Source organism: Prosthecobacter sp. (genome assembly GCF_034366625.1).
GTDB lineage: Bacteria > Verrucomicrobiota > Verrucomicrobiia > Verrucomicrobiales > Verrucomicrobiaceae > Prosthecobacter.
Genome location: NZ_JAXMIH010000006.1, coordinates 670,025 through 692,789, shown reverse-complemented (window position 1 = coordinate 692,789; position 22,765 = coordinate 670,025). Strand labels below are relative to the sequence as shown.

22 protein-coding genes are annotated in these 22,765 nt (G+C 58.9%); 11 read left to right on the top strand and 11 right to left on the bottom strand.

Annotation, left to right across the window (positions count from 1 at the left end):
* Nucleotides 1–3 precede the first annotated feature (3 nt).
* Nucleotides 4–1,269 carry a tyrosine--tRNA ligase gene (gene tyrS, locus U1A53_RS05580; RefSeq protein WP_322279521.1) on the top strand — a complete coding sequence of 422 codons (1,266 nt, stop codon included), beginning with the start codon at nt 4–6 and terminating at the stop codon, nt 1,267–1,269.
* 2 nt (nt 1,270–1,271) lie between these two features.
* Here the strand turns inward: tyrS and U1A53_RS05575 are convergent, their stop codons facing one another.
* Entirely contained in the window at nt 1,272–1,808 is a 537-nt protein-coding gene (locus tag U1A53_RS05575; protein WP_322279520.1) for a polysaccharide biosynthesis/export family protein, read from the bottom strand.
* 233 nt (nt 1,809–2,041) lie between these two features.
* Here U1A53_RS05575 and U1A53_RS05570 point away from each other — a divergent pair, with 233 nt between their 5' ends.
* The gene (locus U1A53_RS05570) at nt 2,042–4,336 is read left to right on the top strand and encodes an FAD-dependent oxidoreductase (RefSeq protein WP_322279519.1); all 2,295 of its coding nucleotides are present in this window, start codon (nt 2,042–2,044) and stop codon (nt 4,334–4,336) included.
* Nucleotides 4,337–4,339: 3 nt separating this feature from the next.
* On the opposite strand, the gene U1A53_RS05565 is transcribed toward U1A53_RS05570, so the two are convergent.
* From U1A53_RS05565 to U1A53_RS05550, 4 genes are all read right to left on the bottom strand, one after another.
* Complete coding sequence (locus tag U1A53_RS05565) at nt 4,340–4,951, bottom strand: YdeI/OmpD-associated family protein (RefSeq protein WP_322279517.1); 612 nt, start codon at nt 4,949–4,951, stop codon at nt 4,340–4,342.
* Between the two features lie 10 nt (nt 4,952–4,961).
* Nucleotides 4,962–5,975: a hypothetical protein gene (locus U1A53_RS05560; protein ID WP_322279516.1), complete on the bottom strand. Its 1,014-nt coding sequence runs from the start codon at nt 5,973–5,975 to the stop codon at nt 4,962–4,964.
* A 104-nt stretch (nt 5,976–6,079) separates the two neighbouring features.
* Nucleotides 6,080–6,910: a hypothetical protein gene (locus U1A53_RS05555; RefSeq protein ID WP_322279515.1), complete on the bottom strand. Its 831-nt coding sequence runs from the start codon at nt 6,908–6,910 to the stop codon at nt 6,080–6,082.
* A gap of 155 nt (nt 6,911–7,065) precedes the next feature.
* On the bottom strand, nt 7,066–7,701 hold the full coding sequence (locus tag U1A53_RS05550; protein WP_322279514.1) for a class I SAM-dependent methyltransferase: 636 nt from the start codon (nt 7,699–7,701) through the stop codon (nt 7,066–7,068).
* Nucleotides 7,702–7,801: 100 nt separating this feature from the next.
* Between U1A53_RS05550 and U1A53_RS05545 the strand changes: the two genes are divergently transcribed.
* Nucleotides 7,802–8,557, top strand: a complete 756-nt coding sequence (locus tag U1A53_RS05545; RefSeq protein ID WP_322279512.1) for an exodeoxyribonuclease III — start codon at nt 7,802–7,804, stop codon at nt 8,555–8,557.
* A 344-nt stretch (nt 8,558–8,901) separates the two neighbouring features.
* On the opposite strand, the gene U1A53_RS05540 is transcribed toward U1A53_RS05545, so the two are convergent.
* Both U1A53_RS05540 and U1A53_RS05535 read right to left on the bottom strand, forming a co-directional pair.
* Nucleotides 8,902–11,208, bottom strand: coding sequence for a CehA/McbA family metallohydrolase (locus tag U1A53_RS05540; RefSeq protein ID WP_322279511.1), 2,307 nt, complete (start codon nt 11,206–11,208; stop codon nt 8,902–8,904).
* A 42-nt stretch (nt 11,209–11,250) separates the two neighbouring features.
* On the bottom strand, nt 11,251–12,138 hold the full coding sequence (locus U1A53_RS05535; RefSeq protein ID WP_322279510.1) for a DMT family transporter: 888 nt from the start codon (nt 12,136–12,138) through the stop codon (nt 11,251–11,253).
* A 115-nt stretch (nt 12,139–12,253) separates the two neighbouring features.
* Here U1A53_RS05535 and U1A53_RS05530 point away from each other — a divergent pair, with 115 nt between their 5' ends.
* Nucleotides 12,254–13,402, top strand: a complete 1,149-nt coding sequence (locus tag U1A53_RS05530; protein ID WP_322279508.1) for a 6-phosphofructokinase — start codon at nt 12,254–12,256, stop codon at nt 13,400–13,402.
* An 89-nt stretch (nt 13,403–13,491) separates the two neighbouring features.
* Here U1A53_RS05530 and U1A53_RS05525 read toward each other — a convergent pair whose 3' ends face one another.
* Nucleotides 13,492–14,583 carry an alpha/beta hydrolase family protein gene (locus tag U1A53_RS05525; protein ID WP_322279507.1) on the bottom strand — a complete coding sequence of 364 codons (1,092 nt, stop codon included), beginning with the start codon at nt 14,581–14,583 and terminating at the stop codon, nt 13,492–13,494.
* 9 nt (nt 14,584–14,592) lie between these two features.
* On the bottom strand, nt 14,593–15,015 hold the full coding sequence (locus U1A53_RS05520) for a hypothetical protein (RefSeq protein WP_322279506.1): 423 nt from the start codon (nt 15,013–15,015) through the stop codon (nt 14,593–14,595).
* A gap of 67 nt (nt 15,016–15,082) precedes the next feature.
* On the opposite strand from U1A53_RS05520, the gene U1A53_RS05515 reads away from it, so the two are divergent.
* Both U1A53_RS05515 and U1A53_RS05510 read left to right on the top strand, forming a co-directional pair.
* Complete coding sequence (locus tag U1A53_RS05515; RefSeq protein WP_322279505.1) at nt 15,083–15,799, top strand: hypothetical protein; 717 nt, start codon at nt 15,083–15,085, stop codon at nt 15,797–15,799.
* Nucleotides 15,800–15,845: 46 nt separating this feature from the next.
* Nucleotides 15,846–16,277: a DUF5069 domain-containing protein gene (locus U1A53_RS05510; protein ID WP_322279504.1), complete on the top strand. Its 432-nt coding sequence runs from the start codon at nt 15,846–15,848 to the stop codon at nt 16,275–16,277.
* Here the strand turns inward: U1A53_RS05510 and U1A53_RS05505 are convergent, their stop codons facing one another.
* Nucleotides 16,278–17,534 (bottom strand): C39 family peptidase, encoded by a 1,257-nt coding sequence (locus tag U1A53_RS05505; protein WP_322279503.1) that lies wholly within the window; start codon nt 17,532–17,534, stop codon nt 16,278–16,280.
* Nucleotides 17,535–17,656: 122 nt separating this feature from the next.
* Here U1A53_RS05505 and U1A53_RS05500 point away from each other — a divergent pair, with 122 nt between their 5' ends.
* Entirely contained in the window at nt 17,657–17,824 is a 168-nt protein-coding gene (locus U1A53_RS05500; protein ID WP_322279501.1) for a hypothetical protein, read from the top strand.
* A 31-nt stretch (nt 17,825–17,855) separates the two neighbouring features.
* Here the strand turns inward: U1A53_RS05500 and U1A53_RS05495 are convergent, their stop codons facing one another.
* Entirely contained in the window at nt 17,856–18,830 is a 975-nt protein-coding gene (locus U1A53_RS05495) for a hypothetical protein (RefSeq protein WP_322279500.1), read from the bottom strand.
* A 161-nt stretch (nt 18,831–18,991) separates the two neighbouring features.
* Here U1A53_RS05495 and U1A53_RS27060 point away from each other — a divergent pair, with 161 nt between their 5' ends.
* The 4 genes from U1A53_RS27060 to U1A53_RS05480 all read left to right on the top strand — a co-directional run bounded on the left by U1A53_RS27060 (nt 18,992) and on the right by U1A53_RS05480 (nt 22,695).
* Nucleotides 18,992–19,171 (top strand): hypothetical protein, encoded by a 180-nt coding sequence (locus U1A53_RS27060; protein WP_345786479.1) that lies wholly within the window; start codon nt 18,992–18,994, stop codon nt 19,169–19,171.
* A gap of 248 nt (nt 19,172–19,419) precedes the next feature.
* Nucleotides 19,420–20,445, top strand: a complete 1,026-nt coding sequence (locus U1A53_RS05490) for an adenine-specific methyltransferase EcoRI family protein (protein ID WP_322279499.1) — start codon at nt 19,420–19,422, stop codon at nt 20,443–20,445.
* Entirely contained in the window at nt 20,442–21,524 is a 1,083-nt protein-coding gene (locus tag U1A53_RS05485; protein WP_322279498.1) for a DUF262 domain-containing protein, read from the top strand. The genes U1A53_RS05490 and U1A53_RS05485 overlap by 4 nt, the downstream gene beginning before the upstream one ends.
* Nucleotides 21,525–22,071: 547 nt before the next feature.
* The gene (locus U1A53_RS05480; RefSeq protein ID WP_322279497.1) at nt 22,072–22,695 is read left to right on the top strand and encodes a hypothetical protein; all 624 of its coding nucleotides are present in this window, start codon (nt 22,072–22,074) and stop codon (nt 22,693–22,695) included.
* Nucleotides 22,696–22,765: the final 70 nt, after the last annotated feature.

The window sequence follows — 22,765 nt, the reverse complement described above, 5'->3', positions numbered from 1 at the left end:
TTCATGCCCACGACCGACCTGATCGCCGATCTCGAATGGCGCGGCCTGCTCAAGCAGTGCAGCGACCTCGAAGCCCTCAAAGCAGCCCTCAAGACGCAGCAGACCTTCTATTGCGGCTTTGACCCCACCGCCGACAGCCTGCACATCGGCAACCTCCTGCCGCTCATGGCCCTGCGCCGCGTGCAGGAGCATGGGCACAAGGCCATCGCCATCGTCGGCGGCGGCACCGGTTTGATCGGCGATCCCAGCGGCAAGGCGAACGAGCGCACGCTCAACACGCCCGAGACCGTCGCCGCCTTTGTGAAGCGCATCGAGGTGCAAATCAGGAGCATCCTTATTCCCGACAAGACCATCATCGAAGACAACGCCTCGTGGATTTGCAAACTGAGCGCCGTCGAGCTGCTGCGCGATGTGGGCAAGCATTTCACCATCGCGTGGATGCTCGCGAAGGAATCCGTCGCTGCGCGTCTCGAGTCCGGCATCTCGTTCACCGAGTTCACCTACATGATTTTGCAGTCGTATGACTTCGTCGTGCTCAACGAGCGCCACGGCTGCACGGTGCAAATCGGCGGCAGCGACCAGTGGGGGAACATGACCGCCGGCATCGACCTCGTGCGCAAACTGCGCGGCCAGCAGACCTTCGTCGTCACCTTCCCGCTCATCACCACGAGTTCCGGCAAGAAATTCGGCAAGTCCGAGGCCGGCGCCATCTGGATGGACCCCGCGAAGACCAGTCCGTATGCCTTCTACCAGTTCTGGGTGAACTCCGAAGACCCCGACGTGCCGCGCTTCCTGCGCCAGTTCACGCTGCTCACGCATGAAGAGATCGAGGCCATCGAGGCCGAGCACAACGCCAACCCTGGACAGCGCAGCGGTCACAAACGTCTCGCCGCCGAAGTCACGCGCATGGTGCATGGCGAAGCCGAGCTGCAAAAAGTCATCCTCGCCTCCCAGGCGCTCTTTGGCGGCGCTGATCTCGCGACCGCCGATGTCGGCACGCTCATCGAAGCCACCGCATCTGCACCGAGCACTGAGGTTGATCTCGCGAACATCCCGCAGGTGGCCGATCTGCTCGTCACCCTCGGCCTCGCCACCTCCAAAGGCGATGCAGGCCGCTTGATGAAAGGCGGCGGCTTCTACATCAACAACCAGCAGGTGGATGCTGGCTCCGTGCCGACGCTGAGCGCCGATCATTTCCTCGGCGGCAGACTCTGCATCCTGCGCAAAGGCAAGAAGAGCTATGCGACGGTGCGGGTGGCTGGGGTTTGAGATTATTCGACGAACATCACGTCACCTTCTCGCAGGAACAAATCAAACTCAGGGCGTTTCTGTATCAGCACAGCTTTGGAGTTAACAAGAATTGTTTTGTTGCCCAAAGGAGTCTTGCGGACAACCCGGATCTTTGGCGCTGTTTCTTCGGAAGTATGTCCACCAGCTTTCTCAAGGAGGCCGCTCACTGTCTGGTCTCTGTCGGTTGGGAGGTCATATATCCCGGTCCGCTTTGCCTTCCCAAAGAGCACAACGGTTGGGGGTTGAAGGAAACACTTCACAACTTTTGGAATGACATCCTCATCCTTTGTGACCAGCACGGTGGCAATCTTGAAGAACTCCTTCTCAAGCCCGGCTTTGATTTTTAGGGCCAGCTCACGACAGGTCAACCCCTCGGCTTTGATCAGTCCAAGATAGGGAACATGAATCTCACCCGTGATCGCTACCCGTTGCTGAAGCGCATCGCGCTTGTCTTCCAGAATCCGAATGCTGATCGTGTTCTCTGGCTTCAGTTGCCAGGCATTGTCGAGCGCCTCCATGCTCGTCAATATGTTGATGGGTCGTATGGGCGCTTTCTCCTCGCTCCGTGCTGTGGAAGACAGCAACAGCACACCAAGCACTACGCTGAATATCATGGGAGTCGCCGACATGCCGAACAGCCTACCCAATCCGGCGGCTGTCTGGCAAGACCATTCTGGCAGATGCCAGTGCTCTTGCTGGACGATGCCGGGATCGTGTTCAACGATGCCACAACCACGCACCTCCACTTTGCATGAAGCTTGTCATACTTGTTCTCACCACCAGCCTCCTTGGAATTTCGCTTCAAGCCGCTGAATCAACCACACTCGAAACCGACCTCCTCATCGTCGGCGGCAATGAATCCGGCTGCGCTGCCGCTGTTCAAGCCGCGCGACTTGGCGTGAAGAAGATCGTGCTGGTGAACGACATCGACTGGCTCGGCGGTCAGTTCAGTGCCGAGGGAGTCGGCTGTCCCGATGAATGGACCACGGTGAACGGTCGCCGCGTGAATTTTCCGCGCAGCGGCATCTACAGCGAGGTGATCAACCGCGTTCGTGCGCACAACTCACAGACCTACGGCCTTCCCACGCCCGGCAATGCCTACTGCGGTACCGAAACCATCGAACCGGCGGCGGCGGCGAAGATTTTCGAGGAACTCGTGAAGCCTTACGTCGATGCTGGTGTGCTGCGCATCGAACGCGGCTGGCAGGCCGCCGAAGTGCGGGTTGAACAGAATCGCGTGACCGAAGTCGGCTTTGTTCGTAGTTCGGGCTTTAGTCCGTCCAAATCACCGCTGACCGTCCGCGCCAAGTTCACGCTCGATTCCTCCGACTGGGGCGATGTGATCCGCCTCAGTGGCGCCAAATACGGAGCGGGTGCGGATTTGAAATCCCGCTTCGGCGAAGTCAGCGCTCCCGCAACCTACGACGATGCCGACCCGCAGGAGATGAACCCGCTCTCCTGGTGCGTGGTGCTGCGCGAAGCTGGCAAGAACAGCACCATTCCAAGACCTGCGATCTACGATCCGCGTTCCTTTGCCCAGCTCGACAAAACACCGCCGTGGGTGGACAGCGACATGAGCGCGGGCACATACAGTCAGTCCGGCTGGAGCGTTTACACGCATCGTCGTCTCGTGGATCGCTGGCACAATGATCTGGCCGCTGGTACCGAAGCGACGTTCCTGAACTGGCCGGTGCAGGATTATCCGCTTTGCCAGTTGCCGCAGCGCGTCGTGGATGCCCTCGAAAAAACCGCGCCGGGTGCGTCGAAGAAGAACATCGTCCATCTCACGCCGGCACAGCGGCAGATCATCTTCGACGACGCGAAGCAGCACGCGCTCAGCATGCTGTATCATCTGCAAACCGCCGTGCATGACCGTGTGGGTGATTTTCCACAGACGTTCCGCTACATGAAGCTCACCACGGAGTTCGGCACGCCCGATCTGCTGCCGCCGAAGCCGTATGTGCGCGAAGGCTTGCGTCTCGAGGCGCTCTACATGCTGCGCGAGCAGGACATCCGCGCTGAAACCCGCGAACCGAAGTGGGCGAAGGTGCTGGTGCCGGATGGCGTGTTCGGTTTTCAGTTCAACATCGACTTCCATCCCACTCGCCGCCGCTTCATCGGCGAGGATCGCAACGGCCCCTGGCTGTATGTGCAGACACCTTCACGCGGCTGGCACACCGACACCGACCGCGCGATGTTTCCACTGCGCGGTCTTGTTCCTGTGCAAATCAACGGCTTGCTCGGCTGCTCGAAAAACATCGGCGTCAGCAGCGTGGTGCAGAGCGCGTTGCGGCTACACGGCCAGATGATGCATGTCGGCCAGGCCAGCGCGACACTCGCCTGGATATGCTTGCGTGACGGTCTGCAACCACGAACAGCAGCCGCTTCGCAGAAGCACTGGCGTGAGATCCAGCTTCGTCTGGTGCGCGGCAATGGTGGTCCTGGCGTGTTGTTGTGGCCATGGCAGGATCTTCCCACCGATGCGCTGCACTTTGAAGCCGCGAACATGCTCGCCGTGCGTGGCATCTGGCCGGCGGATGCGGACAGCGTCTCGTTTGGCGCGGATCAAATCATGACTCGCCGCGAACTCGTTCGCGTGCTTGCCCGCCTGGTGCGTGCCCAGGCCAACACGCCGCAATGGCCGATGCCCGGAGTTCCACGCTTCACGGATGTCGGCCAGGACGACACTGATCGCACCGCCATCGAATCGCTTTGCTCCTGGGGCATCGTGACGACGGACAAAACCTTCAATCCCGACCACAAGGCGGACTGGGGCACGCTCTATCGCTGGTCGCTTGCCTTGAAGCTGCCTGCGGATCGCGGTCTCCTCGCCAAAGAGGTGGCGCAACGTCCGCTCACGCGTGCGGATGCGGCGATTCAGCTCTGGAAAGTGCTGCGCACACGCGGCGAGTGGTTGAACGAAGATGATTCCTGGCTCCAGCCTGACAACGATCACGATGAGGATGAGCGCAAGGATTTCGACGACCCGCTGCCCTTTGACAGCAACAACAACAACGTGCCAGATCGCCTCGAGTACCTGCCGTGATCGTCAGGCGTCTTTCCGCTGCATCCACTTCTTCCCAGCGGCAAGGGCACGGAGCGTTTCATTCAAGCGGCGCTGAATCGTCTCCTCCTGCTTCGCGGTGCTGATCCAGACTTTGTACTCGCGCTGATACGTGGGTCGAAGTGAATTGAAACCAGCCGCAGCAGCCGGGTTTTTCTTCAATGCCTTCGCAAGCGCAGGCGGCATCGGCCATTCTTCGCGCTGCTTGGGTGGCGGCGGTTTGGCGGATGCATCGGCGTCCAAGGCCACGGCGGCATGCAGCAGACGCCGGAAGGCCTGCGCATTGAGCTTCTCCGGTTTGGTGACACGGATGGACTGGATGCTGGTGTTGGCTTCGCCGCCTTCGAAGAGGTTGGTGATCTCACGCAGCTCCGTGCCGCGAAAGAACGTGATGCCGAGGTGTTTCTGGCACGCGCTGAGGCCGCAGACGAGCTTCCGGCCGCTGAAACACAGCATGTGCCACTTGATCGACTCGGTGAGGTCCGGCTCCCAGCGTTGAATCCAGGCGCGCACCTGCCGCGCCATGGCCTGCGAAAACTCCGGCGCGAGGTCGAGCCAGATCTCAGGATCGCGGGTGGGCGTGCGCGAGCAGTCCATGCGAACGAACTCAGCTCACTGGCGTGAGCAGGACTTTGTGTACATCAAGCACGGCGCTCTTCGCCTTGGTCACCGGATCGATGACGAGGTTCTGTTTGCCGGTGCTTTTGATTTCGACCTCGCCGACCGCCGCTTCGGACCACTTCTGGAAGCCGCCGGTGTCCTTCACGGTGAACTTCAGCTCCTGGCCGCCGAGTTTGACGGCAACTTCGCTGCCTTCTTCGCCGGTGCCGCAGCCGTGAACGACGGTGACCTTGTAGCGGCCGGGTTTGGCGACATCGAACTGCCATTCGGCGAAGTCGTCCGCGCTCGTCCAGAAGCCGAGGCAGTTTTTCTCGGGCTTCGGCTCGTAGCGCATGTTTTCCGACCACGTCGTGGCGCTGCCCGCTTCGAGCACGATGCTGCCATCCGCGGCCTGCACGGGCGCGGGGCCCTCAGGAGCGGGAACGAAGGTCACCTGATGGATTTCGAAACCAGGCTCTGCTCCAGTCGCCGCCACATAGAGCGAAAAGGGATACAGGGTGCTCTTTTCGACATACACCGTGCCATAGACGGCGCGTTTCGGCTGGCTGGCGGCCACGAGGGTCTTTTTCAACGGCTGCTGGGCGAAGCGGAACTGCGTGCCAATCGTGGCGTTTCTGAGCGTGTAGGTTAGGCGCACCTCATAGCGGCCCCAGCGTTTCGCAGTGAAACTGGTGCAGTCGTATTGATCCCAGTGCTGCTGGTTCAGGTGCGTGATGTCCTTCGGATTGATGATGATGACGCCGCGTGTCGGCTCATCGGCCCGTTCCGCTGGCTCGTCGCTGCCGAAGCCGTTCAGATCGATAGGCATGGCGGCGATCACCGGTTCTTGTGGCTTCACCGGCTCCACCGGTTTCTCCGCGACCTTGGCCGGTGGCGGTGCTTCGGGAGCAGGAGGTGGCGCCAGCTTTGCAGCAGCGGGCTGCTCCGTTTTGCCACAGGCGTTCAGCATGAGAATGAGCGCAAGAGCGCCGGCGGCGTGGAGAAGGGCGTGGCGTTTCATGGTGGTCAGGGGCGCCATGATGCAGTCACCGGACGTGCCCGGCAACAGAAACGCACGGGGACTTTCGCCCCCGTGCGTCTTGCCCGACTCAGCATCACCCAAACTTAGAAACGAATGCACATGTCCACGGTCACGCGGTTGTTGGTCAGCCCGTAGGGCCGCACCGCCGCGATCTCATAGGCGAAACCGAGGTCCACGTTATCAAGGATGCGGCTGCGGAAGCCGATGCCCAGGGTGCCCTGCGTGTTACCGTTGGCGTTGCCACCACCGAAGTTGATCACATCGTAGCCGTTGCCACGCAAACCGGGGATGTTCGTGCCGTCGTTAAGATTGGTCCAGAAGTTCGCCGTGAAGAAAGGAATGAACCAGCGGCAGGTGTAGTAGTCGAGCATCAGGCTGTAATGAGCCACGAGGTTCTGCTCGTCGGTTGTGACCGGGATGCGCAGGCCGACATTACCCGTAATGTGGAAGTCGCCGTAGCCTTTGGCGAATGACACGAATGGATTGAACTCGCCGCCACCACGACCTTGGAAGACTTCCTTGTCACCCGTGGGGATGTGGAAGGTGAGGCCGGGCGTGAGGATGAACTGATTCGCCGCATCGTCGATCAGCGCGTATTTGAACCCGGCGGCCAGGTCCATCCAGCCATCCACGTTCAGACCGGGGGAATCGATGTCGAAATGACCGTCCTGCGTCGCGATGAGCGCAAGGCGGTCCGTCAGCGCGTAACGGAGCTGCAGCGCGTAGAGTGTGGCATGACCGCCGCCGGTGAGGAAGCCTTTGTCGATCGTATGATACACGAAGATCGGGCGGATCTCGGAGCGGATCACCGGATCTTCGAAGAAGATCGGGTTCGTCACCGGCGCGATGGTGTTGACCTTCCAGTCAGCGGCCTCGACGGCGGGCGCACCTGCGGTTGCGGTTGAAAGTGACACGGCTGCCAGTGCGCTAAGACCCAGCGCAGGCAACCACCGATTCGGGGAGTGTGGTTTGTTGTCCATGTGCAGATAAAGCACACGCACATTCGCTTTGATCCACGCATCTTGTCATCGAATGCACATGTTCTGCGACGCGCCTGAGACGCAATCTCTCAGCGTTCCCACCAGTCGCTGTAAAGCATGCCGTGATCATGTTCTTCATGCCGCATCAAGGTGAAACCGGACGCCATCAGCCAAGGCTCTGGTGCGATGAGTGAACTCGCGGGAAGGCGCGTCACACAGCGGAAGAACGCATACAGCAACGCCACGATCAGTCGGCTGCGCAGCCGTCGCAGGCCAGACTCTGCCAGTTTGAAATCCGCGATCAACCACCGTGCCTTCGGCGTGGCCGCACGAGCGATGGTGGGCATCAACTGCTGCAACTGATCCTCGCGAAAGCAGTCGAGGAAGAAACAGGTCACGATGAGATCAAACGATGATACAGGCGGCTCCCAGGTCAGCGCATCCGCGTGAATGAACTCCACCGGTACGTTCTTCAATCCCTCACGCCGCAACCGTTCACGCGCGAGCTTGATCATCACCGGGCTGGCATCCACCACCGTCACCCCTGCCGTCGGAAAACGCCGGCACAGCTCCACGAGAAAACGTCCGTTCCCCTCGCCATACACCAGCACGTTTGTCGGAGCTGGAATCGCCTCCAAAAACGCTGTACGGCAGCGTTGCAGCCGTTCCCCCGCAAACAACGCCTCCATCCAGCGATAATGCTGTGCCAGCGGGTCAAAGTTCATGTGTCAGTCAAAGCCGGGAACACTTCGAATCGCAACCCCTTCGACATCTCCCTTTCCTGTGGATGCTTTCCGGCCTAATTCGTCACTCCTCATTTTCCCCATGAAACTCACCTCCTGGAACGTCAATGGCATCCGTGCTTCACTCAACAAAGGCCTCCGCGAATATCTCGAAACCGGCGACGCCGATGTCATCTGCCTGCAAGAAACGAAAGCGCAGATGGAGCAGGTCGATCTCGGCTGGTTCAACGGCTATAGCGCCGTCTGGAACAGCGCCGTGAAGAAAGGCTACTCCGGCACGCTGATCCTCAGCCGCGTGCCTTTCAAGACCTCTGCTCTCGGTTTCGGCATCGACGAGCACGACCGTGAAGGCCGCCTCATCACCGTGGAGTTCCCCGACTTTCATCTCGTCAATGTGTACACGCCCAATTCCCAGGCGGAGCTCGCCCGCCTCAGCTACCGCCTCCAGTGGGACGACGCCTACCGTGCGCATTTGAAGCAGCTCGAAAAAACCAAGCCCGTCATTGCCTGCGGCGATCTCAACTGCGCGCATCAGGAGATCGATCTCGCGAATCCAAAATCGAATCGCATGAACCCCGGTTTCAGCGATGCGGAACGCGCCAGCTTCACCAAGCATCTCGACGCCGGCTTCCTCGATGTCTTCCGCCAATTCGATCCCAGCCCGCACCGCTACACCTGGTGGACCCAGCGCACGCCGGACGCGCGGGCCAAGAACATCGGCTGGCGTTTGGATTACTGGCTCGCGTCGGAGAAGCTGAAGCCTGCGCTCAAGTCATGCACGATCCGTGACGATGTGCATGGCAGCGATCATTGTCCGGTGGAGTTGGTGGTGGGGTGAGGTTCGAGTTCCGGTGACTTAAATCGCAATGATCCCGGAGAGATCACAGAAGGTGGCCAGGGTGCAAGCTCACGAAGCGAGCGCCGCCCCTGGAAACATGACAGCACCCCAACCTTGCTCAAAGGCGCATCCTGAAGGGATGCGAGAACCGTGCGCCCGTTCCTCGTCCACGATGGTCTGCAATCTCAGTTCATATCGAGTTCACAGTAGCCACTGCTCAGATATTAGGAGGTGTGAATGAAGCGGAAGTTGGACTCAATCTGCACGCTGATGCGCTGGAGCGGCTCAAACAAACGCTGATAAACCTGTTTCGAGGCTACGATTGCCTCCGCATTGAATAACCCTCACTCCGCCAGCCTCTCCCGATACACCTTCCGCGCGTGCTCATACGCCGCCACGGCATCATCATGTTCCTTGGGATCAATAAGCGCTTCTTTCTGGGACCAGCATTGCTCGACACCCTTGAGGCACCATTCGAGGCTGCGTTTTTCGCGGATGGGTTTGTCGGCGACGATGACGAAGATCGGGTTGGTGTGGGAGCTGGCACGGATGCGGAGGGCTACCCAGCAGCTCTTGGTCACGGGCACGTCGAAGGTCAGGTCGCGTGTGGTGCCGTCGGCGACGATGATTTGCTGCGCGACGGACTCGCCATTGACGATGACTTCGACGGGAACTTCGCGCTTGGTGCCGATGCGCGCGCGCTCAATGTCCCAGAAGGGTTTTTTGTCGGGGGCGAGGCCCTGGATGCCGGGGATTGGCTGCTCATCGAGTCGTGCGGCGACTTTGGCGGTGAGTTTGATCGTGGTGGGCTTGGCGAGCTTCAATTCACTGCCGTTGACGCCGAGTTCGAGGTCGTTGGCCTTGAACTCCATGAGGTGGCTCTTGCCATCACTGACGTACGCGCGACCGGAGCGGATGCCTTCGCACCACGCGTCGTAGGTGAGCTTGTCGTCGAGCTTCACATAGGCGCGACCGAGGCCGACGCGTTCGCCGTAGATGCAGGGGAAGTCGGTCTCGCCACTGACGCGGGTGCGGAAGCCGGCGTTGAGCGTGTGATACCAGATGTTCAGCTCCCAGGTGTGCGGCGTATCGACCATCGAGAGGAAATCGACGGCAGGCACCAGCTTGCCATTCGGGCCGGGGACCATGTGCGTGACATCGGCGATGTATTCGCACGCGCCGATGCCGTTGAAAGGCGGCACGATGTAGTTCGGCAGCGCGTCCGTGGCGATCTTCAAATCCTTGGCGTTCTTGCTGGAACCCGCGCGCAATTCTTCCGGCGCAACCGGTTGCAGGCCCCAGCCGCTGTGCGCGGGGCCGACGAGCGCTCCCTGCTTCTTTCCCCACTTTAAGGTGTTGAGACAAAGCGTGGGCCAGTGCGCGGTGCTGTCTCCGCCGGGATACATCTGCTCCTTGAGCTTCAGCAGGCAAAGATGACCGCTCTTGTGCGAACCGAAACCGCTGACCTCGACATCGTAACGCAGCAGGAAGGGGAAGCGTGACTCCTTGTCTTCCGCGCCGGTGAAGAACTGCTTCTGATAATCGAAGCACGGCCCCCAGGTGAGGTTCGCGCCGACTTTCAAGTCCTCGCCCATGCAATGTCGCGCCATGTCGGGCGCATGAACGCCCATCGTCGGTTGCGAGTAATGCGCGCAGCCTGCGGCGTGGATGTGATGATCGCCACTCCACCAGCCGAGCTTGGACGGATCGACCCAGCGCTTCACCTGGAACTTCAGCGCCACGTTTTCGCCTGACACCTTCACCTGCCGCGATTCAGCGAGTGATTCTGGCCCGCGACGGAAGGTGATGTCGTAGTCGCCATCCGGCAGCTTCAAGACCTCGCCATCGCCGCGATACACCTGCGGGTGGAAGAAGAAATCCGGTGCCACACGCTTGATCTGCGAGGGATACACACGCCCTGCGGCATCTTTGATGAGCAGTTCGGCAAAGCAGGGCTTCCCATCTTCATCCAGGATGCTCAGTTTCAACTCGCGTGCCGGTTTGCAGTCGAAGAGCAGGCTCACTTCATTACGGAAGCCAAGATCCTGCGTGCCTTGGCCCGTGTCGAAGCTGAACGTGGCATCACGCTTCCCGGCATCGCGGCTGTAGAGCTGGATGATGCGATACTCGACGCCGAGACCGCTCAAATTCGTCTTCATCGGCGGTGCTTCAAACATCTGCATGTCCAGCCAGCGCGTGGAGAGCGCCGGTTCGCCGGGATCACGCGGCTTCGAGTTCGGCACCACGGGCGGTGAGCCTTTCACATACTCTTCCTTCGCCTGCGGACTGCTCCCCGCGAGCTTCGCGGTCACGCCCGCTTCGTTATCGACCCGCACCAGATACTGTCGCCAGCCAGCTTCATCGAGCACCGGCTTCGCCGCGCCCGCCGCGACTTTCACGCGCTGTTCGGGACTGATGGTGACCTGAAACAGCGCATGAGCATCCAGCACGGCTTGCGCCTTGGCGGCATCGCCGGTCTGAATGCAGGCCTTCAACGTGGTGATCTCATCGGCACTGAACGGCGAACCGAGAAAGTTCGTCGCATCGATCAAGCGCTGCGTCGCCGCAAGAAAGGGCTGAGGTTCAACTTCCGCCGCGTGAGCCAGAACAGCGCCCAGCACGAATCCACCAATCCAAAGTGACGTCTTCATGCCACCTTAACGTGGCTGGAACCCGTGACTTGCTGAATCGCTTCACACGACTACCAGCACGATCGCGCTCATCATCAGCAACGCGCCGGCCAGACGCCAGCGCATGACCTTGGGGCCGAGGTGCTGCTCGGCGTTGACGAACCAGTGGCCGACCATCCACACCAGCGCGACGCTGAGGAGTCCGCGCGAGGCATAGACGATGTTGGCGGAGGTGGCCTTGCCAAAGACGGCGAGAGTACTGACGAAGATGATGCTCTGCGTGCCGAGCAGCAGCGAACCGCCGCCGAGCCAGCGCCAGGCCTGACGCGGAATGGCGCTCAGCGGCGCGGAGAACCGGAAGATGAGGCCGAAGGACAAGAGAGAGTTGATCCAGAAGATGCATGGCAGCAGGCGGCCAGCGCCCCAGCTTGGTCCCCATTTTTGCACGAGCACATCAAACACTGCGAACGCCATCGCGCCGGTGCCGCCGGCGATGAAGGTGATCAGCAGATGGCGCGGCGGCTGGTCGGCGTCTTTGCGATTGAGAAACGTGATGCCCAGCACGCTGAGGAAGGCGGCGATCCACAGTTTCAGGCTCACGGCCTCGCCAATCAGGATCGGCGTGAGAAAGGCGACGAGGATGACCTTCAAGCCAAACACGGGCACCGCCACGGACACATCGCCTTTCTCCAGCGCGAGAAACTGCGAGAGCTGGCCGACAAAGAGGCACAGGGCGATCACGCCGGGCTGCCAGAGCAGCTCTTTTTCCACCGGCGGGCCGCCGAGCAGCCAGAGCAGCGAAAACAGCGCTGCGACGATGATGTTCGCCACGAAAGTCGTACGCCAGAGGCCCACGCCGAGATCGCTGGAGCGCTTTAGCACAAGCGCCCCGAACGCATACAACAAGGCGGCAATGAGCGGAAACAGCGTGGTGGCGAAAGCGGGGGACACTCGTGCTCTTATCACGCTCATTCGTGCTATCAAGATCGAGAATCTGCCATGCATCAGCCGTCGCTTGCCTCTCGTGGAGAACTCGCTAAGGCAGCACCTCCCCAACCCCTTTTCCATGACCCCCACTTTCCCCGAACAATCCGTCGCCGTTCTCTTCAGCGGCGGCGACTCGCCTGGCATGAACGCTTTCCTACGCGCCATCGTGCGCCTGGGCCTGAACCGCGAAAAAATCGCCGTGCTCGGCATTCGTGACGGCTATCGCGGCCTGGTGCGCACCGCGCGCGCCGTGAATGGTGATGCCGAGGCGCTGGTGCGTTTGAAAAAGGACATCGCCACGCACACGGGCCGCGCGGGATTGATCTCCGAGCAGCTTCATGTGATCCAGATGGACCACGCCAGCGTGAGCGGCATCATGGGCAAAGGCGGCACCATTCTCGGCTCGGCACGCTGCCTGGAGTTTCACGAGAAGGAAGTGCGCACGAAGGTCATTCAACTGCTCAAAGACCTCAACGTGCGCGCGCTCGTCGTCGTCGGGGGTGACGGCTCACTCACGGGCGCCAGACTGCTCGCCCAAGAGAGCGACCTTCGCGTCATCGGCATTCCGGCCACGATTGATAACGACCTGCAATTCACCGACATGGCGCTCGGTGTCGATACGGCGGTGAACACGCTCGTTTGGGCCGTGGATCACTTCATCGACACCGCACGTAGCCACCGCCGCGTCATGGTGCTGGAAACGATGGGCCGTGCGAGCGGCGACCTCGCGCGCATGGCCGGTCTGGCCTCCGGGGCGGAGATGATCATCACACCGGAAGGCGGTGCGCTGAACGATGAAGCGATGAAGAAACTCGCCGCCAAAATCGAAGGGGCGATGACCCGCGGCCGCGGCCACGCCATCGTGCTGGTGGCCGAAGGCGTGGAATTTGATCCGCCGCAGAAGCGCAACCGCGCCTACGTGCTGATGGACGCATTCCAGGAATACTTCCAGCGCAGCGGCGCACCGTTTCCGGATCTCGAAGTGCGCCCCTCGGTGCTCGGCCACTTGCAGCGCGGCGGCCACACCACGCCACAGGACTGCATTCTCGCCGCGCGCTTCGCGGATTGCGCCTGGAAGTCGATTCAAACAGCCAACGCTGGCAGCGGCATCACCGCCCTGCGCAAAAACGTCATCGAGATCGTCCCCTACGGCGAACCCGACATGCCCGAACGTGCAGCGTTCTCACGCGAGATGGAGCAGCTCCATGATGATTTGAGTTCGTGGTAATGAAGCGAAGGGCAAAGGGCTGAGAGCGTAGAGACACGGCAAGAACTTCGCCCGGCACAAAGCGACTCCATGCCCTTCGCCCTATGCTCTCAGCGCTGTTTCACCCAGCGATTCATCCACTCCACTGTCTTCTCCCACATCTCGGGCAGGTACACATGCTCGATGCCGGGATAAATGGCGTTCTCGAAACGCTGCTTCGCGTCATCGCCATGCAGCGCATACACCTTGCCGACGATCTCGCCGATTTTCCTGGCACCTTCAATTGGTGAGCCGCCGTCTTGGTCGCCAGTCATGAACAGCATCGCACGCGGTGCGGCGAGCGCGATCACGGCCTCGCTGTCGAAGTTTTGGAGCATGCCGGGCACGAAGTAGTAAATCCCGTGCGCTCTGAGCATGCCGGCGCGGATCAGTTCCTCGTAGCGCGTCATGCAGCCCACACACACCGCCGCACGGGGACGGTCATCCATCGCCATCACCCACCAACTGCGTGTCGATCCCATGCTCATGCCGGTGACGCCGATACGCTGTGCATCCACCTCGGGCCGCGAGCAGAGGTAATCCAGCGCTGTCAGATCATCGCGCACGATCATGCCCCACAGCGTGCGTCCGGCCCAGAGATTGAACTTCGCCGCCGTCATCTCGCCATTGCCGCCCTTCTGCTGCGGACCATCCGGTCCTTTGCCATTCCGCTCGCCAAAACACGGTGCGTCGATGCCCAGCACCACATAACCCGCCTCCGCCAGCGCCGGTCCCGGCGTCACGGGGGTCGCATTCGTCTGCACCATCTCCTGCTTGCCGTGGTCGTATTGCCCGCCATGCCAGTGGCAGTAGAGAATGGCCGGGGCTTTGTTTTGCGGTGTCGCTGTCTTTGGCACAAACAAATAACCCTTCACAATTTCACCCGCACCGTTGTCGAACTGAATCGTCTCGTGCGTGTAGCTGCCTTTGTCTTCCTTGGCAATGACTTGAAACGCCGACACGGGCGGTCGCGGCGGCAGATCCCCCAGCAGTTCGTTTAGTTTGGCGCGAATCTCTCCACGCTGTTTCGTCCACACCGCCAATGTCGCCGGCACCTGCAACGGCGGAGCAATGTTCGTTTTGGCCAGCCAGGCATCGGCGGTGGGTTCAGCAGCTTGCATGCGAAGGAAGAGAAGGATGAGGCAGACAGCAGTCGTGCGCATGTGCGAAGGTTATCTGGTTGGAGGTTTGGCATCTCGTTGGATGATGATTGAATGCGGAGCGAGCGTCCATGTCGCATTTGCCAGGGCACACATCGAGTCAATAATCTCCAATGCGTTTCTGCCTCTGAGTTTGATGTTCACCCGGATTTTGTCGAATTCACCCCTGAGAACAAAACCTCCGACCATTCGACCATCTGGAGTCACTTTCTTCGACTGCACCATCAAATGCTCGATCGCATCTTCCAGCGATCCAGTGAACTCGAACTCAGGAAACACCGTCGCCTCCATCCATTTTCGCCACTTTATTTCCTGATGATTGGAGGATGTCCCAGAGCCTCCAGTCCACGGTGATTCGTGCGGCAGAGTCTCTCCTGCCAAGGCAAACAAGTGACCCAGCAGCATGAGGAAAAAACAAACGACAGATGTTTGCATGCGGCGGTTCTATCAGGTCTGGAAAACAGGTGCAACAAGGATGCAGGGTCTCCGTTTTCAACGCCCCATGAAACACACCAGCCTCATCACCCTCTGCCTCACTCTGGCCGCGTTTGGCGTCCGTGCCGATGACACGCCTCTCCTCGCCGTCCCCGGCAAAGTCATCTATGAAAACAAACTCGACACGACTCCCGGCGCTCCATGGAAGGCCGCCAAGGGCAAGTGGGAGCTGGTTGAGGGCGTGATGCGCGGTTCTGAACTCGAGGCGGACAAGCATGGCGCCGTCACCCGCCTGCCGAACAAGCTGCAGAATTTCGTCGTCGAGTACGAGTTCAAGTTTGCAGGAGCGAAGAGCACCAGCCTCTCGATCAACGCGGTCAAGGACCACATGGCGCGCATCATGATCACGCCGAAGTCCGTCACGATTCAACGCGATGACAACGACCATGAAGGCCCGGACAAGGCCGTCGTCTTCGCCCGCTTCCCCGCAGAGCTCGGCGAGGGCTGGCACAAGGTCCGTCTCGAAATGGTGGACGACACGATGCTCGGCAAAGTCGATGACCTCGTGGCCTGGGGCGCGAATGATCTGTTCAAAACCGAGAAAGCAGCTCCCGGCTTCACCGTCGCCGGCCAGTCAGTCGATTTTCGCAATCTCACCATCCGTGAGGCCACGCTGAATCCTGCCTGGGAAGACGTGAAGGCCACGCTGCCGAAGCCCGGTGAAAAAGTGGCTCCTGCCGCGACTCCCAAAGGCAAAGGAAAGGGCAAGAAGAAGGCCGAGTAACGGCCCGACGGATTGACTTGGCCGTGCGTCCTCGTTAAAAAGACGCATGGCATTCCCCATTCGTTCCCCTCGTGACATGGTCGGCGGCATCTTCGTCTTTGGCCGCATCCTCGACAAAATCCGTCTGTTCGCCAAAGAGGGCAAGCTGCCCGAGGGCTACCACCTCGGCTACACGCCGGGCAACCGCACGTTCGACGAGCGCGTGTGCAAATTTCTCGGTGTGGACTTCAATGCCCTGACGAAACGCACGCTCGAAGGCGGCACGGACGAGGAGATTCTCGAATGGTGCTGCCAGAATGGCAACCGCCCGACAACAGAACAGATCGAAATCTGGAACGGCTTCATGTCCAAGCGCGGCTGGCGCGATGCCGCCTCAAAGGGCCTCGTGGAGCAAAGAGCAGAGGCCGGCTTCCCCGACCGTGAGGACATCGTGACCTTCTTCGATCTGATGGATGCGGAAGAAGGCCGCGCCGCGTGATCAGAAGCCCCGCGGAGCCATCGAGTAGAGGCCCATCGTGACATCGTAGGCATCGAGCAGCGCCATGCGCTTGAGTTCGTGGCCAGCACCCCAGGAGTCGGTGAAGAGCACCTGGTTCTTCGCCAAATTGTAGCCGATGACCATGCGCATGTGGCCGCCGCTGACCTGGCCACCGCCCGGGAGCGGGGGCTCCTCCGGCTTCTGGCCCAGCATGAGGCCCCACAGCAGTGGGACACCCTTTTCAACGTTCTCTTTGATGATGGAAAGGTACTCCTTTTCGGAGACTCGGCGCTTGCGGCCCGCACTGTAATACAACTCGGGATTCACCAGTGGTTTGAAGGTGACTTTGAAGGCGCTGTCGATCTTCGCGAGGCTCTTCTGCATCGTCATGATGTTCGCACCGCTGTCCGCATCCACGCTGACGAGTTTGGCCATCTCGTGCTGGTCACAGGGGATGCGCATGTATTCAAACAGGCGCTGGCAGCTCGCGGCGACGCAATAGCCCTTTTGCCCCTGATCCACCATCGGCACGCCGCTGATGTACACATCGCCCTCGGGGGTTTTGGTGACGCGCTTGAGCAGTTCCATGCGCTGCACGCCGACGGCCAGTTTGCCCATGCTCCAATCGGCTTGATTCGGCGCGGCGAGCTTCAAGCGCAGGAATTCAGGCTTCGTGGCTTTGCCGGGCGTGTTGTACTCATTGTATTCGAGCAACGCGACACCCGTGGGGGCGCTCCACATCCAGCCCGTGACGGGCAGCGCCGCGTTCGTGGACATAAGCTGCTTTTTGGGACCCACTTTCGTCACCTGACCGAGGTTCTGGCCGATCGTTTTGAAGATGCGGTCAAATTCCTTCACTTCGATGTCACCGGAATCGCCGCGATTGTAGAACGAGATCGTGGCGCGTGCTGCTTTGCCATTCACAAACTCCAGAATGGCCTCCTCCACCTTGATCGAGCCACCGAACATCGTCAGGTTGGTCTCGGCGTTGCTGAACATGTGGCGGGAGAAGCGGGCGCGGTCACGCGCGGTGCTCACCCATTCAAACTGCGGTGCCTTCTGCTGCTTCTCCTGGTCTTCGAGCTTCAGCACATAGTTTTTCTCGAATCTCTCTGGACCCCATTGCCACAGCTCCGCGAAGTTCAGCAGCGCGTCGAGATTGGCGGAGAGTTCGGGCAGCCTGCGCTCCTGGGCGTGGGCCAGACATGGGAGGCATGCGACGAAGGAGAGGCAAAGGACGGCAGCAAGACGAGGCATGCGGCCAGTTTTACCCGCTTCACGCCGCTGGTGTCAATCATTGTCCACGTTTCGAGGCAGTCTAAAGGGCCGCAGAACGAGCGCATAATGCCAGGCATCTTCTTCTCTATGCCGGAGACCAGTTGAGCGCGGATCACATCATCCCCTTCGCCGTGGCTCCGCAGTTGGACAAAGTCATCGCCAATCTGGAACTCATGCCGCTGCGGATGAACCAAGGGAAGGCTAGCAGAGTGGGCCAGCGCCAGATCGATCTGCTGCAAAAGCTGCGAGAAGCGGGATGGCGGCTCTGACGATGGGACGCCTTGCGATATCTATCACGAATCACCTTCTGTTCTGATCAGACGATTTTGCAAGCCGAAGGTGCCGCTTTACCCAACTCGGATCGGTCCTCGGATCTTTTTTCATGGCTGTTAACACATGCTCGACTCTTTTATCGCCCCGCAAATTCTGCTTCTTTGCGGCCTCCCATAGAGCCTTCACCTTTTGGGCCTCCTGTATTCTCTCTGTTCTAGCTGCGCTGAGTTTCGGCCCTTGGTTCATCGCTCCATGCACGCGATGAATCCGTTTAATCGCAGCCCAATCCAAATCACGTTTATTGTCCAAGCTCCAATGCCCCGGTATAACGATCATCGTTCCATATGGTGTTGGATTGATGCTTACCTTCAGCAACAATGGTCTGTCCTTTTGGATGCCGTACAGTTTCCAACGATGACACATTGCGTCGAATAGCGCTAAGAATCGCTGTTTTTTGGTAGCCCAAGAAAACTCCCAGCCCTGCCTAAAATTCCGCTCTTGAGACAGCCTGCGTCGAATTACGCCGCTTCTGTTTGCAAGTTTGGAGTGGTCAAAATGGGACTTTATCAGACGCCATGAATTATCGAAATCCGCATCCTCGGATAGTGCCGCCTCCACCTCGCTAAACTTGGCGGGCTGCTTGGTCAGGCGATCATATTTGCCGCTTTGCATCAAATGTTCGAATTTCTCGATTTCAGCGGTCGCGAGACGTGAAGGTGGTGGACTGATGATTTCAAGCAATAGGTTAAGAGGTCGATCAAATTCCTTCTTCAACTTTATCAGCTTGAGAAGATGCTCCGCCATGCCTTGAAAATCGAGAGGCCAAAGAGAGTACGGAACCAAGAGCCAATCATAGACCTTCCATATTTGCTCCGATAACGGGTTGGAATTGATTTCCTTCTTGGATTGCTGGAACCGCTTCAAAAGATCCACGGACTTCTCATGGAGATGAAATGCTAGTTCACGTAGCCGTTGAAGATCATGCTGTAAATCAGTCCGCATAACTTGTCACTAACAGATACCAGGGGTCTCCGCAAATCACTGTTTTTGGTGCGGGAATTGTTCCCAAAGTTTGCCCCTGAGCAAACTCCAACAGGCATCATGATGTCATTGGGCAAAGGCCCGAAACACATAACCCATAAACACACACACACACACACGATATGAGCACATTAACCAAAGCCCCTCTGGGCACAACTGCACGCACTGGTGAAACCTGCCCCGAAAGCGGCGTCTGGCAGGTTGTTGGTAATCCAACAACTACAGCACCCATTTCGAAGGGGAACAAAATGCCGCCCTACGCAGGACAGGCGGTCACGTGGAAATTGATTCAATACGCGTAAGCGAATTGTCCTCCAATTGCGTTGGTTGCTCGAGTCACGATGTGTGGCTCGGGCTTCTTTTTTAACAGCATTCGATCAGGCAGAGTCCCCTCCGATCGCTCTGGTTTGGCCCCTCAGTCAAGAATTTGCGCCCTGCCCCCGGTTCCCCTCGCCCGTTTGGTCGGCAGTAGAGCGAAGGATCGAGCAGGGAATTAACCGTTGCAACGCGACCGGAAGCCCACTATCCAGAGCCAACAGAACCGCGAGAAATGCCGAGCAAACCGTTAAATCGAAGCCTACACGCCGCGAAGGCGACCAAGCAGGACGAGTTTTACACTCAGCTCTCCGACATCGAGAAGGAGCTGCGGCACTACACGAAGCATTTCAAGAACAAGACCGTCCTGTGCAACTGCGATGATCCGAAGGTCAGCAAATTCTTTCACTACTTCTCGCACAACTTCGAGAAGTTGAAGCTGAAAAAACTGATAGCCACATGCTACAAAAATTGCGATGCCGATTTGTTTAGCAAGAACAAAGCCGAGAGGGGAATCTGCCTCGAATACGACGGCGACAAGAGCGGCAACCGCGTCCCCGACCCGGCCAAATTCTGCGTCCACAAGTTCAAAGGCGACGGCGATTTTCGCAGCGAGGAATGCGTCAAGCTGCTCAAGCAAGCGGATATTGTCGTCACCAACCCGCCCTTTTCTCTCTTCCGTGAATACGTTGAGCAATTGGTAAAATACAAGAAAAAGTTCCTCATCGTCGGCAATCAAAACGCTGTTAGCTACAAGGAAATATTCGATCTGATCAAGGGCAACGAGATTTGGTTGGGCTACACTCATCCAGTGGCTTTCGTCGTGCCGGATCATTACGAAATGCGAGAGGCGCGAAGCTGGCGCGACGAGAACGGTACGAACTGGCGCAGCTTCGGGAACGCGTGTTGGTTCACGAACCTCGACATTGCTAAGCGGCACGAGGAGTTGGTTCTTTACAAGACCTACTCGCGCAAGTCTTACCCAAAGTACAAAAACTACGACGCTATTGAGATTTCCAAATATACGGATATTCCAGGTGACTACGAGGGTGCTATGGGTGTACCCGTAACCTTTCTGGACCACTACAACCCCGACCAGTTCGAGATTCTTGGGTCGAGTAGGACCCTCGCTAGACCCATGTCAGAGGTCGCTAAGAAGGGAAGCTTCTCGCAAGGTGGACCGCGCTTTTACTTGTCCGATGGCGAGGGCGCGTACCGCCGGATGTATGACCGTCTCGTCATCAAGAACAAGGGCTTATGAAAATCCAACTCAAAGAAGTTACGGTGGAGAAGTTAACCGACGGCTTTGCGGACAACGCTGAGCAAGGGGTCGTTGCCTACGGCGGCAAGCTCGACATTCGTCCGCCGTATCAGCGCGAGTTCATTTACAAGGACAAGCAGCGGGATGCTGTAATCGACACCGTGCGCAAGGATTATCCGCTCAACGTCATGTACTGGGCGGTGCGCGGGGACGGCTATTTCGAGGTGATCGACGGGCAGCAGCGCACGCTCTCAATCTGCCAATATGTGAACGGCGAGTTCTCCATCAAAGGGCTGGCGTTTCACAATCTCAAGGACGACCAGCAAAAGCAGATTCTCGATTACAAACTGATGATCTATCTCTGTTCTGGAACCGACAGCGAGCGACTGGAGTGGTTCAGGACGATCAACATCGCCGGTGAGAAACTGACCGATCAGGAATTACGCAACGCGGTATACGCCGGGCCGTGGACCGCCAGTGCCAAGCAAATCTTCAGTAAAACAAATTGCCCAGCATATCAAGTCGGGGGTGATTATGTCAGCGGTGTTGCGATCCGGCAGGAGCTTTTGCAGACCGCGATCGAATGGCACTCCGAGGGAAAAATCGAAGAGTATATGTCGAAGCATCAACACGACAAGAACGCGACGCCGCTGTGGCAATACTTTCAAAAGGTCATTAGCTGGGTGAAAGCGACGTTCCCAGAGTATCGGCGGGAGATGAAAGGGGTGGATTGGGGAGTTCTCTACAATCAGTGCAAGGACCGCGACTTTGATACGGAGGAGCTGGAGAAACAGGTCGCAAAGTTGATGCAAGACGACGACGTGGAAAGGAAATCGGGAATCTATCCATATGTGCTGGATGAAGATGAGAGACACCTGAATATCCGCGCTTTCTCGGACACTATGAAGCGGGAAGCGTATGAGCGGCAAAAGGGGGTCTGCATAAAGTGCAAGACGAAGTTTCAATTGAACGAGATGGAAGGCGATCACATCAAGCCATGGCACGAGGGCGGGAAGACGAACGCGGCCAACTGCCAGATGTTGTGCAAAGACGACAATCGGAGGAAATCGGGGAAGTGAAGAAGGTCTAATACCGATTGACGACCCTGGGAGCGGTGACGGGGACCTATCCCCGCTTTGAGGGTGCATTCCCTCCCATATCCAATCTAAAACGTTGGTATTCAGAGCTTTAAACCTGCCGTGGAAGGCCTTCCAGAGGGCATGGAAGCTCTTCCATGCGCCATGAGAGCTCTTCCACGGGGCATGGAAGGTCTTCCACGCGCCATGAGAGGTCGTCCATGCGGCATGGAACGCCTTCCAGGCGGCATGGGAGCTCTTCCACGCCGCCTGTGAGGTCTTCCATGCGCCGTGAGAGGTCTTCCACGCCGCCTGTGCCGCCCTCCATGCGGCATGAGAAATCGTCCACGCGGCATGGAGGGTCTTCCACGGCGGAATTCTCGAAGCATCGGGATTCGGCTCGACATTGACGCGGCGAACTCCCAGAGTCCCCGCTAATTCCAATCAAATCAACCGACCGGAAATGGCTGCGTGGGACACAAACAAGCATTGGGATTCCCAGCAAAGCTGGGACGCGCTGCCAGCTCCGGCCACCCTCCAACGAACCAAAATGATCACACTGATTACTGGCATCGCATCATTGAAACCCGCCGATCAACTCACGCGGCTCACAGCGGTCAAAAACGGGCTGACGACCAACGCGGCGGATTTTCCGAACCTCCCCGTCTCACTGGCCAACTACACGGCCAAGGTGACGGAGGTCGCGACGAATCTGAGCGACATCACGACCAAGGAAGCTGAATTGAAGGGACTGCGTCTTGCACGTCCCATTCTCCTCGCCGAGGCGCAGCTCATGTTTACCCAAAATGGCTCAGCGGTGGCTGGCATCTGCGGGGATGACGCGGTGAAGGCGGTGAAGAGCGGTTATCAACTGGCCTCTGAAGCCCCACCGATCGTTTCGCTGGGCCAGGTGACGGCGCTCGCCGCGTCCACGGGTGACAACGCGGGCGAGATGGATGTGCAGCACAATCCCGTAGCCGGTGCCGCTGCCTATGAGAAGGAAGTCAGCGACAATCCGAGCACGGGCTGGGTGCATTACTCCACGACGACGACCAGCAGCGAGACCATCACAGGCCAGCCTTCGATGGCGATCCGCTGGGTGCGTGCCCGCGCCGTGCGCGGCGAGAGTGACAAGGGACCCTGGAGCGATCCGGCCAAAGCGCTGATCGCCTGACCCATCATCATCCGAAGGGGTCGGGAGAAATTCTTCCGGCCCCTTTTTCATGCTCCTCCACCGCTCACTG